Origin of the sequence: Pseudomonas mohnii, from assembly GCF_900105115.1 — a bacterium.
Classification (GTDB): Bacteria; Pseudomonadota; Gammaproteobacteria; order Pseudomonadales; family Pseudomonadaceae; genus Aquipseudomonas; species Aquipseudomonas mohnii.
Genome location: NZ_FNRV01000001.1, coordinates 5,623,398 through 5,636,961, shown reverse-complemented (window position 1 = coordinate 5,636,961; position 13,564 = coordinate 5,623,398). Strand labels below are relative to the sequence as shown.

Genomic DNA, 13,564 nt, shown 5'->3' with positions numbered 1-13,564 from the left:
TTTGCCCGGGATTTAAGGCATCCCCCCCCGTAGTAGCAAAGCTTGCTCGCGATGAGGGTCTCACATTCAACATTGATGGTGAATTTGCCACTGCTATCGCTAGCAAGCTTTGCTCAGTGGCCCGATGGTGCTTCAGCGACTTTCAACTGGATGCGCAGGACTTCGCTCTCGCAAATAGCAGTATGTAACCAGCGCAAATAGCACAATGAGCCCAGTCACAATAGTACTTGTCGTCATCACGCCGTCTGTAAATGCAGCGTTAGCGTCTTCCAGAATCCGCGTCGCCACTTCCTCTGGCTGGACTTGACTGATGGCGTGAGCCCCTCCCAGCGTTGCAAATGCGGTCACTACGTTTTCAGGTGCGCCCTCAGGCATTACCAAAGACAACCGATACAGCGCCGCCACTGCCCCTCCGATCAACGTGGTACCCAACACCACGCCAATCTCATAAGCCGTCTCACTGACGGATGAGGCACTACCGACACTCTCGGCTGGCACCGAGGCCAACACTAGATCGTTGGACACGGTGGTGATGGCGGCAATACTAGCGTTGAGCAAAACGAAAGCCACACCGACGATCAGCGCAGTAGGTGCAACCAGTGCCATCATCGCGAAGGCCGCAGCGGCCAGTAGCAGACATCCGGAAATGACCCTATTCGGTGCATGCTTTTGCGCCAGCGGCACGATGGCAAGGCCGGCGACAATCGCCAATACCTGCCCCGGCACCAATGTCAAGCTGGCCAACAACGGGGATAACCCAAATACCAACTGCAGCAACTGGGTGGCGAAGAAAATGAAACCGACCAACAAGCCCAGGCTGACGAGATTTTTCGCAATGGACACGCTGAAAGCAGAGGAGCCGAACAACCTGAGGTCCAACAGCGGGTGTTCCAACACTAGCTGGCGACGGACAAAAACTACGCCCAGCAAAATTCCGGACAGCACCCAGATCAAAACCTGCCCGTCGAAGCCGACCGTGGCCAGATGCTTGAGACCCAGCATCACACCCGTCATGGCACCCAGACTCAACAAGATACTCAGGTAATCGGTCGATTTACCCAGCTGCTTTGGCGACTCGGTAATCATCCGCGCAAAGAGCAACACGGGCAACAGGAACGGCAAAGCCACCAAAAAAACCGACTGCCAATTGAAATACTGCAACAGCACACCGCCCAGCAATGGCCCCAAAGCCGACCCGACAGTCAGGCAAGTTGCCCAGACCGCCACTGCCAGGCGCCGCTCTTCTCGATCCTCAAATGCAGTGCGAATTAGCGCCAGGGTCGCCGGCAAAATCATTGCACCGAAACAACCCAACAGCGCACGCCCCGCAATCAGATGCCACGCTTGCTGTGAAAACACCACCCCCACCGACACCACTACGAAACCCATACACCCCAAACAAAGCATGCGTCGATGACCAAAGCGGTCTCCGGAGCTGCCCATGCTCACCAGCAACCCGGCGAGCACCAGAGAATAGGCATCGATCATCCACAGCTGCTCGGCGGCAGACGGGTTCAGCGCAGCAGCGATTCGCGGCATGGCGAAATTGAGAATGGTGTTATCGATGGTCACCAACAGGACCGGAAGCATGATCACCAACAAGGCCGCGCCTTTCGAGCGATCCTGGATAATGGAGACAAGGGGGGTTACCGATCTTTGCATCAGTCGCTTTTCCTTGATGGGCTCATTGTTTTGAAGAGCACTTCACAGGTTTTTCCATAGACTTCGACTGAATGCTCGCGCAAAGTTTGTTCAATAGCTGCGTAGTTGACGCTGTCAATTTCAGCCATACCTGCGGAGTTGAGGAGCACATGAGTGCCACAAGCTGTTAGCATCTCTTGCTGGTTACCCGAGGCCCGCGCAAGCCGCTGTGACCAATGCGGCCATAGTGCTTTAGCCTGAATATCCATGGCCAATTTCAAACGGCCATGCTCACTGGCGAGCAAACCACTGGTGATTTCACCGAAGCAACCATTCATCGCGCCCGCAGCCTTTGATGCGGCATTAGTCCTATCCGCCTCACCGACCCTGCATACTTTGAACCCTCGACTCGCCAATTCGAAGGCAATTGAACCACCAATAGCTCCGTTACCAATCACAACAATGTCGCAGATCATTTTCAACCCCAAATCTTTATATTCAGGAGTCAATATCAGAACTTACGAAACAAACAGAAGATCATTAAACACAGAACGCAAACTCACAGAACCCACCAAGCCGTTCACAAATAAACATATTTAATCGCGAGAACCCAACATGCAGTAAGATTGTTCCTCCTCACGAAAACATCATTTTCACGAAAAGCAACTATCGCGTGATTGCTCGGGACGAAAGCCCAACCCAACCGATTTCTGAGCTTTCGCACAATCAATATTTCGGCACACCTACTGAGCGACAAAGCCCTCCATCAGAAGGAAATGGAGGCCGGCCTGCTTACGCTGGCGTTTCCAGCTGACAGAGAAAAACATCAACCGACTTCAACCTTATTTCGCAGCTCAATAGTTTTTAGAGCTCCTCCCGAAATTCATGTCTCAAGCCTTAACCCTACCTAATAAAAACTCGTCGTCCACCGCCGGATTTCAATCTAATCAATAACAAAGACGCATCTCACATTTAGAAAATAATGATCTGAAGGCAATTTCTTACATCCCACCACGATTTCACTTACCCAATCAGACAGACGTAACTGAAGAACCAAATCCCATTCGAAATAAATCAATGCAAGCTCGCATTGCGAGCCAACTCACACTACCCAATTATTGTTGCGCAACAAATTTGATCGGCGCTAAAAAAACACCTCAAGAGTTGATCGATAACAGATGCAATTAACGGACGATGCTGACGGTTTCGCTTGCCAAATGAGGGTCAGCTATCCCTTGGTGATACCCACCTGCCATTTACGAACGGCTCAATGCTTGATGGGCGATATGGAAATGACCTAGAAACCTCAAAACCTCTCTGAGCGAGCCGTTTTTTTTGGCGCAGGACTATGCTCACAACGACATGACTGACTGCGTGAAGGGGCAAGGAGCAGGAACTTGCCGCTGACACCGCCAAGAATTGCACTGTCGTGGCATACCCGCAGGAACCGGACATCGGCCATTTCGACGACCGTAATCCAGAGGGGCTCGTCTTCGGTAACCGCGCTGACCGGCTCGACCGAAGAAGAACAGTTCCACTGATCTGCTTCACCTGAAATAACAGCCGCTGCGGATCGGATAGAAAGCTAACCGCAGCGCTGCATATCTGATACCCCGACTGGTTCGGGGCGTTTTTTTGCCTGTAATTCAATGTACGCCCCTTCTGTAGGAGCGAGCCAGCTCGCGATGACCCTGAGGACGCCGCGGCCTGTCAGACCCCCAGCGTCATCGTTGACCACCATCGCGAGCAGGCTCGCTCCTACAGGGGTTGGTGGCGATCTGGAAAAATACTGATCCAAAGCGGCGCCAACATCGGAAAAATCCGCTAAAAAGGTCACCACCGCTACTTCAAGTAACGCGCATATAAGACAACTTAACGAACGCTGACCCGTTAGACAGATTAAAAACCAACGCAAACAATATTGATTATCATTCAGGTAGAGCTGTGTTCGTTACATTCCCTACAAAACATAATTGACGAAATGCCATCTAATGCCCGTAACGCAAGGGCTACAGCGCTTTTGCCGCTCGCCATGTCCTTATTCCTATAAATAATTTCGCTATAGGAATTTTACTTGCCGAGTGTTTAGCCATAAAATCAGCGGGATTGATTGCTGCGACATATCGTCACTGCGTTGTTTCTTTTCAAGCTCAGAGACCTTTGCTCTCTGTTAAGGATTACCAGCATGCCCGAAGCGACAGGACTCATGGCCCACAACTGGGGCTTTGCCATTTTCCTTCTGGGCGTAGTCGGCCTCTGTGCCTTCATGCTCGGCGTCTCCAGCCTCCTCGGGTCAAAAGCCTGGGGCCGCAGCAAAAACGAACCGTTCGAGTCCGGCATGCTACCTACAGGTGGCGCCCGCTTGCGGCTCTCTGCCAAATTCTATCTGGTCGCGATGCTCTTCGTGATATTCGATATCGAAGCCCTCTTTCTCTTTGCATGGTCTGTGTCCGTCCGCGAAAGCGGCTGGACCGGATTCGTCGAAGCTCTCGTTTTCATAGCAATTCTGTTGGCAGGTCTTGTCTACCTATTCCGAGTGGGCGCCCTTGACTGGGCTCCGGAAGCTCGGCGCAAGCGGCAAGCGAAGCTGAAACAATGAGGCTTTGGCAATGCAATACAATCTCACCAGGATCGACCCCGATGCTCCTAACGAGCAGTATCCGATTGGCGAACGGGAAACCGTTTCCGATCCGTTAGAAGATCAAGTCCACAAAAACATTTTCATGGGCAAGCTCGAAGACGTGCTTAACGGCACGATCAACTGGGGGCGCAAGAACTCCCTGTGGCCGTATAACTTCGGCCTTTCGTGCTGCTATGTGGAAATGACCACCGCCTTCACGGCGCCCCACGACATCGCGCGCTTTGGCGCCGAGGTTATCCGGGCATCACCGCGTCAGGCGGATTTCATGGTTATCGCCGGTACCTGCTTCATCAAGATGGCGCCGATCATTCAGCGTCTCTACGAGCAAATGCTCGAACCTAAATGGGTCATCTCCATGGGTTCGTGCGCCAACTCCGGTGGCATGTACGACATCTACTCTGTCGTTCAAGGGGTGGACAAGTTTCTGCCCGTGGACGTCTACGTGCCTGGCTGCCCGCCCCGCCCTGAAGCTTTCCTGCAAGGCTTGATGCTGTTGCAGGAGTCGATTGGCCAGGAGCGTCGCCCTCTTTCCTGGGTCGTTGGCGATCAAGGCGTTTACCGCGCCGAGATGCCTTCCGAGAAGGAAAAGCGCCGCGAACAGCGTATTCAGGTAACCAACCTGCGCAGCCCCGACGAAGTCTGATCCAGATCTGCTGTTTCAAAGAAACGAGAAGCTGGCTTCATTCTTTACGTTGACCGAAAGCGATAAAAAAATCATGACTACAGGCAGTGCTCTGTACATCCCGCCTTATAAGGCAGACGACCAGGATGTGGTCGTTGAATTGAACAACCGTTTTGGCCCCGAGGCGTTCACCGCCCAGCCTACCCGCACCGGCATGCCGGTGCTTTGGGTTGCCCGTGCCAAACTCGTCGAAGTCCTGACTTTCCTGCGTAACCTGCCCAAGCCGTACGTCATGCTCTATGACCTGCACGGCGTGGACGAGCGTCTGCGCACCAAGCGTCAAGGGCTGCCGAGCGGCGCCGACTTCTCTGTGTTCTATCACTTGATGTCGATCGAACGTAACAGTGACGTCATGATCAAGGTTGCCCTCTCCGAGAGCGACCTCAGCCTGCCGACCGTCACCAGCATCTGGCCGAACGCCAACTGGTACGAGCGTGAAGTCTGGGACATGTACGGCATCGACTTCAAAGGCCACCCTCACCTGTCGCGCATCATGATGCCGCCGACCTGGGAAGGTCACCCGCTGCGCAAGGACTTCCCTGCGCGCGCCACCGAATTCGATCCGTACAGCCTGACCCTGGCCAAGCAACAGCTCGAGGAAGAAGCCGCGCGCTTCAAGCCTGAAGACTGGGGCATGAAGCGTTCCGGCCCGAACGAGGACTACATGTTCCTCAACCTCGGCCCGAACCACCCTTCGGCGCACGGTGCGTTCCGCATCATCCTGCAGCTGGACGGCGAAGAGATCGTCGACTGCGTACCGGACATCGGTTACCACCACCGTGGCGCCGAGAAGATGGCCGAGCGTCAGTCCTGGCACAGCTTCATTCCGTACACCGACCGTATCGACTACCTCGGCGGCGTGATGAACAACCTGCCGTACGTGCTCTCGGTCGAGAAGCTGGCCGGCATCAAGGTACCCGAGAAGGTCGACGTCATCCGCATCATGATGGCCGAGTTCTTCCGGATCACCAGCCACCTGCTGTTCCTGGGTACCTACATCCAGGACGTCGGCGCCATGACCCCGGTGTTCTTCACCTTCACCGACCGCCAGAAGGCGTACACGGTGATCGAAGCCATTACCGGTTTCCGTCTGCACCCGGCCTGGTACCGCATCGGTGGCGTCGCCCACGACCTGCCACGCGGCTGGGAAAAGCTGGTGAAGGATTTCGTCGAGTGGATGCCAAAGCGTCTGGACGAATACCAGAAAGCCGCCCTCGACAACAGCATCCTGCGTGGCCGTACCATCGGCGTCGCGGCCTACAACACCAAGGAAGCCCTGGAATGGGGTGTCACCGGTGCCGGCCTGCGTTCGACCGGTTGCGACTTCGACCTGCGCAAGGCGCGTCCTTACTCGGGCTACGAGAACTTCGAATTCGAAGTGCCGCTGGCCGCCAACGGCGATGCCTATGACCGCTGCATCGTGCGCGTCGAGGAGATGCGCCAGAGCATCAAGATCATCGAGCAGTGCATGCGCAACATGCCGGAAGGCCCGTACAAGGCGGATCACCCGCTGACCACGCCGCCACCCAAAGAGCGCACCCTGCAGCACATCGAGACCTTGATCACGCACTTCCTGCAAGTTTCGTGGGGCCCGGTGATGCCGGCCAACGAATCCTTCCAGATGATCGAAGCGACCAAGGGCATCAACAGTTATTACCTGACGAGCGATGGCGGCACCATGAGCTACCGCACCCGGATTCGCACCCCAAGCTTCCCGCACCTGCAGCAGATCCCTTCAGTGATCAAAGGCAGCATGGTCGCGGACTTGATCGCGTACCTGGGTAGTATCGATTTCGTTATGGCCGACGTGGACCGCTAAGCATGAACAGCACGCTTATCCAGACAGACCGTTTCGCCCTGAGCGAAACCGAGCGCTCGGCCATCGAGCACGAGCTGCATCACTACGAAGACCCGCGCGCGGCGTCGATCGAAGCCCTGAAGATCGTCCAGAAGGAACGTGGCTGGGTGCCGGATGGCGCCCTGTACGCCATCGGCGAGATCCTCGGCATTCCGGCCAGCGACGTTGAAGGCGTGGCGACGTTCTACAGCCAGATCTTCCGTCAACCGGTTGGCCGCCACATCATTCGCGTCTGCGACAGCATGGTCTGCTACATCGGCGGCCACGAGTCCGTGGTCAGCGAAATCCAGAGCAAGCTCGGCATCGGCCTGGGTCAGACCACCGCCGATGGTCGTTTCACCCTGCTGCCGGTCTGCTGCCTCGGCAACTGCGACAAGGCGCCGGCGTTGATGATCGACGACGACACGTTCGGTGATGTGCAGCCAGCAGGCGTCGCCAAATTGCTCGAGGGCTACGTATGACCCTGACTTCCTTCGGCCCGGCCAACCGCATCAAGCGTTCGGCCGAGACTCACCCGCTCACCTGGCGTCTGCGTGACGACGGCGAAGCCGTCTGGCTCGACGAGTACCAGGCCAAGAACGGTTACGCCGCTGCCCGCAAGGCCTTCGCCGACATGGCCCAGGACGACATCGTCCAGACCGTGAAGGACGCCGGCCTCAAGGGTCGTGGTGGTGCAGGCTTCCCCACTGGCGTGAAGTGGGGCCTGATGCCCAAAGACGAATCCATCAACATCCGCTACCTGCTGTGCAACGCGGATGAAATGGAACCCAACACCTGGAAAGACCGCATGCTGATGGAGCAACTGCCCCATCTGCTGATCGAAGGCATGCTGATCAGTGCCCGCGCACTGAAAACCTACCGTGGCTACATCTTCCTGCGTGGCGAATACACCACCGCCGCCAAGCACCTCAACCGTGCCGTGGAAGAAGCCAAGGCTGCTGGCCTGCTGGGTAAAAACATTCTGGGCAGCGGCTTCGACTTCGAGCTGTTCGTCCACACCGGCGCCGGGCGTTACATCTGCGGTGAAGAAACCGCACTGATCAACTCCCTCGAAGGCCGCCGCGCCAACCCGCGCTCCAAGCCGCCCTTCCCGGCCGCCGTTGGCGTGTGGGGCAAACCGACCTGCGTAAACAACGTAGAAACCCTGTGCAACGTACCGGCGATCATTGCCGACGGCGTGGACTGGTACAAATCGCTGGCACGCGAAGGCAGCGAAGACATGGGCACCAAGCTCATGGGCTTCTCCGGCAAGGTCAAGAACCCTGGCCTGTGGGAACTGCCATTCGGCGTGACCGCGCGCGAGCTGTTCGAAGACTATGCCGGTGGCATGCGCGACGGCTACAAGCTCAAGTGCTGGCAGCCGGGCGGCGCCGGTACCGGCTTCCTGTTGCCGGAGCACCTGGACGCACAAATGTACGCCGGCGGCATCGCCAAGGTGGGCACCCGTATGGGTACCGGCCTGGCCATGGCGGTCGACGACAGCGTCAACATGGTGTCCCTGCTGCGCAACATGGAGCAGTTCTTCGCTCGCGAATCCTGTGGTTTCTGCACCCCTTGCCGCGATGGCCTGCCATGGAGCGTCAAGCTCTTGATGGCCATCGAGAAAGGTCAGGGTCAGCCAGGCGACATCGAGACCCTGCTGGGTCTGGTCGGCTTCCTCGGCCCAGGCAAGACCTTCTGTGCTCACGCACCGGGCGCCGTGGAGCCGTTGGGCAGCGCAATCAAATACTTCCGTCCAGAGTTCGAAGCCGGCATCGCGCCCACCAGCGCCGCCGTCCCGCCTCTGGCAAGGCCGATCGTAGTCGGCGCGTAAATGCTTAAAAAGGCGAAGGGTCCGTGCCCTTCGTCTTTCGTTCGATGACGCCTTTAAAGGGCTGTTTGGATTCGGACGAACAACAAGATTCCATTAGCCACGCCCGCTGACACCGGGCCAACGAAGAACTTTGAACCATGGCCACTATCCACGTAGACGGCAAAGAGCTCGAAGTCGATGGGGCAGACAACCTGTTACAGGCATGTCTGTCGCTAGGCCTCGATATCCCTTATTTCTGCTGGCACCCTGCCCTGGGCAGCGTTGGCGCTTGCCGCCAGTGCGCGGTCAAGCAGTACACCGACGAGAACGACACCCGTGGTCGCATCGTCATGTCCTGCATGACCCCTGCCACCGACAACACCTGGATCTCCATCGAAGATGAAGAATCCAAGGCCTTCCGCGCCAGTGTTGTCGAATGGCTGATGACCAACCACCCTCACGACTGCCCGGTCTGTGAAGAAGGCGGTCACTGCCACCTGCAAGACATGACGGTCATGACCGGCCACAACGAGCGCCGTTACCGCTTCACCAAGCGTACCCACCAGAACCAGCAACTGGGCCCGTTCATTTCCCACGAAATGAACCGCTGCATCGCTTGCTATCGCTGCGTGCGCTTCTACAAGGACTACGCCGGCGGCACCGACCTCGGCGTGTTCGGCGCCCACGACAACGTGTACTTCGGTCGCGTTGAAGACGGCACCCTGGAAAGCGAGTTCTCCGGCAACCTCACCGAGGTCTGCCCGACCGGTGTGTTCACCGACAAGACTCACTCCGAGCGCTACAACCGCAAGTGGGACATGCAGTTCTCGCCGAGCATCTGCCATGGCTGCTCCAGCGGTTGCAACATCTCCCCGGGCGAACGCTATGGTGAGCTGCGTCGTATCGAAAACCGTTTCAACGGTTCGGTAAACCAGTACTTCCTGTGCGACCGTGGCCGTTTCGGCTATGGCTACGTCAACCGCGAGGACCGTCCGCGTCAGCCACTGCTGGCCAACGGCACCAAGCTGGGCCTCGACGAAGCACTGGATAAAGCCGCCGACCTGCTGCGCGGTCGCAACATCGTCGGTATCGGTTCGCCCCGCGCCAGCCTCGAAAGCAACTACGCGTTGCGCGAACTGGTCGGTGCCGAGCACTTCTACTCCGGTATCGAAGCCTCCGAACTGGAGCGCATCCGCCTGGTCCTGCAAGTGCTGAAAGACAGCCCGCTGCCAGTACCGAACATGCGCGACATCGAAGACCACGACGCCGTGTTCGTCCTCGGTGAAGACCTGACCCAGACCGCTGCACGCATGGCCCTGGCCCTGCGCCAATCGGTCAAGGGCAAGGCCGAAGACATGGCCGAAGCCATGCGCGTACAGCCTTGGCTCGACGCCGCGGTGAAGAACATCGGTCAGCACGCGCTGAATCCGCTGTTCATCGCCAGCCTGGCTGAAACCAAGCTCGACGACGTGGCTGAAGAGTGCGTTCACGCCGCGCCGGACGACCTGGCCCGCATCGGTTTCGCCGTGGCTCACGCCCTCGACGCCAGCGCGCCTGCCGTTGAAGGCCTGGACGCCGAAGCCCTCGAATTGGCCAAGCGCATCGCCGACGCCCTGCTCGCGGCCAAGCGCCCACTGATCATCGCCGGTACTTCCCTGGGCTCCAAAGCCTTGATCGAAGCCGCCGCGAACATCGCCAAGGCTCTGAAACTGCGCGAGAAGAACGGGTCCATCAGCCTGATCGTGCCAGAGGCCAACAGCCTCGGCCTGGCCATGCTCGGTGGCGAATCGGTCGATGCAGCCCTGCAAGCGGTGATCGACGGCAAGGCCGACGCCATCGTCGTGCTGGAAAACGATCTGTACACCCGTACCGACAAAGCCAAGGTCGATGCCGCCCTGACCGCCGCGAAAGTGGTGATCGTGGCGGACCATCAGAAGACCGCCACCAGCGATCGTGCGCACCTGGTCCTGCCGGCTGCGAGCTTCGCCGAAGGCGACGGGACCCTGGTCAGCCAGGAGGGCCGTGCCCAGCGCTTCTTCCAGGTTTTCGACCCGCAATACATGGACGCCAGCATCCTGGTTCACGAAGGCTGGCGCTGGCTGCATGCCCTGCGTTCGACCCTGCTGAACCAGCCGATCGACTGGACGCAGCTGGACCACGTCACCGCTGCGGTCGCCTCGAGCACCCCGCAACTGGCGGCCATCGTCGACGCGGCACCGTCCGCCGCGTTCCGCATCAAGGGCCTGAAACTGGCGCGCGAACCGCTGCGTTACTCCGGTCGTACCGCCATGCGTGCCAACATCAGCGTGCACGAACCCCGTACACCGCAGGACAAAGACACCGCGTTCGCCTTCTCGATGGAAGGTTACTCGGGTTCGGTCGAACCACGTCAGCAAGTGCCATTCGCCTGGTCTCCGGGCTGGAACTCGCCGCAAGCCTGGAACAAGTTCCAGGACGAAGTCGGTGGTCACATTCGCGCTGGCGACCCGGGCACCCGCCTGATCGAAACCACCGGTGATTCGCTGAAGTGGTTCGCCAACGTTCCGCGCGCGTTCAACCCGGCCCAGGGCACCTGGCAGGTTGTGCCGTTCTTCCACCTGTTCGGCAGCGAAGAAACCTCTTCGAAAGCCGCGCCGGTTCAGGAACGCATCCCGGCGGCCTACGTTGCCCTGGCCAAGTCCGAAGCCGACCGCCTGGGTGTCAACGACGGCGCACTGCTGAGCTTGAACGTGGCTGGCCAGACCCTGCGTCTGCCACTGCGCATCAATGAAGAACTGGGCGCCGGCCTGGTGGCATTGCCAGCGGGCATCGCCGGCATTCCGCCAGCGATCTTTGGCAAATCCGTTGACGGTCTGCAGGAGGCAGCTCAATGACCTTGTTCACTCCTGAAGTGATCGACATCATCATCGCGGTCCTCAAGGCCGTGGTGATTCTGCTGGCCGTGGTGGTCTGCGGTGCACTGCTGAGCTGGGTCGAGCGTCGTTTGCTCGCCCTCTGGCAGGATCGTTACGGTCCGAACCGCGTGGGTCCGTTCGGCGCATTCCAGATCGCCGCCGACATGATCAAGATGTTCTTCAAGGAAGACTGGACGCCTCCGTTCGCCGACAAGATGATCTTCACCCTGGCACCGGTCGTGGCCATGAGCGCCCTGCTGATTGCCTTCGCGATCATCCCGATCACCCCGACCTGGGGCGTGGCGGACCTGAACATCGGCATCCTGTTCTTCTTCGCCATGGCCGGTCTGTCGGTCTACGCGGTGCTGTTCGCCGGCTGGTCGAGTAACAACAAGTTCGCTCTGCTGGGCAGCTTGCGGGCTTCGGCGCAAACCGTGTCGTACGAAGTGTTCATGGGCCTGTCGCTGATGGGCATCGTGATTCAGGTCGGCTCGTTCAACATGCGCGACATCGTTGATTACCAGGCCCAGCACCTGTGGTTCATCATTCCGCAGATCTTCGGTTTCCTGACCTTCTTCATCGCTGGCGTGGCCGTGACTCACCGTCACCCGTTCGACCAGCCGGAAGCGGAACAGGAACTGGCCGACGGTTACCACATTGAATACGCCGGCATGAAATGGGGCATGTTCTTCGTCGGCGAGTACATCGGCATCGTGCTGATCTCGGCGCTGCTGGTGACCTTGTTCTTCGGTGGCTGGCACGGTCCGTTCGGCATCCTGCCGCAGATCCCGTTCATCTGGTTCGCACTGAAAACCGCGTTCTTCATCATGATGTTCATCCTGTTGCGCGCTTCGATTCCGCGCCCACGGTATGACCAAGTGATGGATTTCAGCTGGAAGTTCTGCCTGCCGCTGACCCTCGTCAACATGCTGGTGACCGCTGCGATCGTGTTGCTCAACACGCCCGCCGTCGCGGCTCAGTGAGGATAGAGAATCATGAAGTACATATTTGACATCGTGCATGGCCTCTACACCCAGCTTCGCAGCCTGGTGATGATTTTCGGCCACGCCTTCCGCAAGCGCGACACGCTGCAGTACCCGGAAGAACCGGTCTACCTGCCGCCGCGCTACCGTGGGCGTATTGTCCTTACCCGCGACCCCGACGGCGAAGAGCGTTGTGTAGCGTGCAACCTGTGCGCCGTGGCTTGCCCGGTTGGTTGCATTTCACTGCAGAAAGCTGAAACCGAAGACGGTCGCTGGTACCCGGACTTCTTCCGCATCAACTTCTCGCGCTGCATTTTCTGCGGCCTCTGCGAGGAAGCCTGCCCGACCACCGCGATCCAGCTCACGCCGGATTTCGAAATGGCCGAGTTCAAACGTCAGGACCTGGTTTACGAGAAAGAAGATCTGCTGATCTCCGGCCCCGGCAAAAACCCTGATTACAACTTCTATCGTGTTGCAGGTATGGCGATTGCCGGTAAGCCAAAAGGCTCCGCGCAGAATGAAGCCGAACCGATCAACGTGAAGAGCTTGCTGCCTTAAGGAAGAAAGATGGAATTCGCTTTCTATTTCGCATCGGGTATCGCTGTGGTCTCCACGCTTCGCGTGGTCACCAACACCAACCCCGTGCACGCCCTGCTCTACCTGATCATTTCGCTGATCTCCGTGGCGATGACGTTCTTCGCCCTCGGCGCGCCGTTTGCCGGTGTGCTGGAAGTGATCGCCTACGCTGGCGCCATCATGGTGCTGTTCGTGTTCGTGGTGATGATGCTGAACCTGGGCCCGGCCTCGGTTCAGCAAGAGCGCGTCTGGCTCAAGCCCGGCATATGGGGCGGCCCGGTCGCCCTCGCCGCCTTGCTGCTGGTGGAACTGCTGTATGTGCTGTTCTCCCACCAGAGCGGTCAGGCCATCGGCCACACCACCGTGGACGCCAAGGCCGTGGGCATCAGCCTGTTCGGTCCTTATCTGCTGGTGGTCGAACTCGCCTCGATGCTGCTGCTCGCCGCAGCCGTCACGGCGTTCCACTTGGGCCGCAACGAAGCCAAGGAGCAATGACG

General features: G+C 58.4%; 11 protein-coding genes and 1 pseudogene. 10 read left to right on the top strand and 2 right to left on the bottom strand.

The window, feature by feature from the left end; genetic code table 11:
* Positions 1-132: 132 nt before the first annotated feature.
* Together BLV61_RS26325 and BLV61_RS26320 are read right to left on the bottom strand one after the other, a co-directional pair.
* Entirely contained in the window at positions 133-1,662 is a 1,530-nt protein-coding gene (locus BLV61_RS26325; RefSeq protein WP_090468413.1) for an MFS transporter, read from the bottom strand.
* Positions 1,662-2,117 (bottom strand): FAD-dependent oxidoreductase, encoded by a 456-nt coding sequence (locus tag BLV61_RS26320; RefSeq protein WP_244159990.1) that lies wholly within the window; start codon positions 2,115-2,117, stop codon positions 1,662-1,664. The genes BLV61_RS26325 and BLV61_RS26320 overlap by 1 nt, the downstream gene beginning before the upstream one ends.
* Before the next feature lie 853 nt (positions 2,118-2,970).
* Between BLV61_RS26320 and BLV61_RS32215 the strand changes: the two are divergent.
* The 10 genes and pseudogenes from BLV61_RS32215 to nuoJ form a co-directional block, all read left to right on the top strand.
* Positions 2,971-3,182, top strand: a pseudogene (locus tag BLV61_RS32215) (isocitrate lyase); the annotation flags it as partial.
* 644 nt (positions 3,183-3,826) lie between these two features.
* On the top strand, positions 3,827-4,240 hold the full coding sequence (locus BLV61_RS26315) for an NADH-quinone oxidoreductase subunit A (protein WP_003223812.1): 414 nt from the start codon (positions 3,827-3,829) through the stop codon (positions 4,238-4,240).
* A gap of 10 nt (positions 4,241-4,250) precedes the next feature.
* On the top strand, positions 4,251-4,925 hold the full coding sequence (locus BLV61_RS26310) for a NuoB/complex I 20 kDa subunit family protein (RefSeq protein ID WP_047527662.1): 675 nt from the start codon (positions 4,251-4,253) through the stop codon (positions 4,923-4,925).
* A 73-nt stretch (positions 4,926-4,998) separates the two neighbouring features.
* Positions 4,999-6,783, top strand: coding sequence for an NADH-quinone oxidoreductase subunit C/D (nuoC, locus tag BLV61_RS26305; RefSeq protein ID WP_047538433.1), 1,785 nt, complete (start codon positions 4,999-5,001; stop codon positions 6,781-6,783).
* 2 nt (positions 6,784-6,785) lie between these two features.
* Positions 6,786-7,283, top strand: a complete 498-nt coding sequence (gene nuoE, locus BLV61_RS26300; RefSeq protein ID WP_007970445.1) for an NADH-quinone oxidoreductase subunit NuoE — start codon at positions 6,786-6,788, stop codon at positions 7,281-7,283.
* Positions 7,280-8,635, top strand: coding sequence for an NADH-quinone oxidoreductase subunit NuoF (gene nuoF / locus BLV61_RS26295; protein ID WP_047527659.1), 1,356 nt, complete (start codon positions 7,280-7,282; stop codon positions 8,633-8,635). The genes nuoE and nuoF overlap by 4 nt, the downstream gene beginning before the upstream one ends.
* A gap of 137 nt (positions 8,636-8,772) precedes the next feature.
* Positions 8,773-11,487, top strand: a complete 2,715-nt coding sequence (gene nuoG, locus BLV61_RS26290) for an NADH-quinone oxidoreductase subunit NuoG (protein ID WP_090468411.1) — start codon at positions 8,773-8,775, stop codon at positions 11,485-11,487.
* On the top strand, positions 11,484-12,491 hold the full coding sequence (gene nuoH / locus BLV61_RS26285; protein ID WP_047527655.1) for an NADH-quinone oxidoreductase subunit NuoH: 1,008 nt from the start codon (positions 11,484-11,486) through the stop codon (positions 12,489-12,491). The genes nuoG and nuoH overlap by 4 nt, the downstream gene beginning before the upstream one ends.
* Before the next feature lie 12 nt (positions 12,492-12,503).
* Positions 12,504-13,049 (top strand): NADH-quinone oxidoreductase subunit NuoI, encoded by a 546-nt coding sequence (gene nuoI / locus BLV61_RS26280; RefSeq protein ID WP_178132024.1) that lies wholly within the window; start codon positions 12,504-12,506, stop codon positions 13,047-13,049.
* A gap of 9 nt (positions 13,050-13,058) precedes the next feature.
* Complete coding sequence (nuoJ, locus tag BLV61_RS26275) at positions 13,059-13,562, top strand: NADH-quinone oxidoreductase subunit J (RefSeq protein WP_047527652.1); 504 nt, start codon at positions 13,059-13,061, stop codon at positions 13,560-13,562.
* Positions 13,563-13,564: the final 2 nt, after the last annotated feature.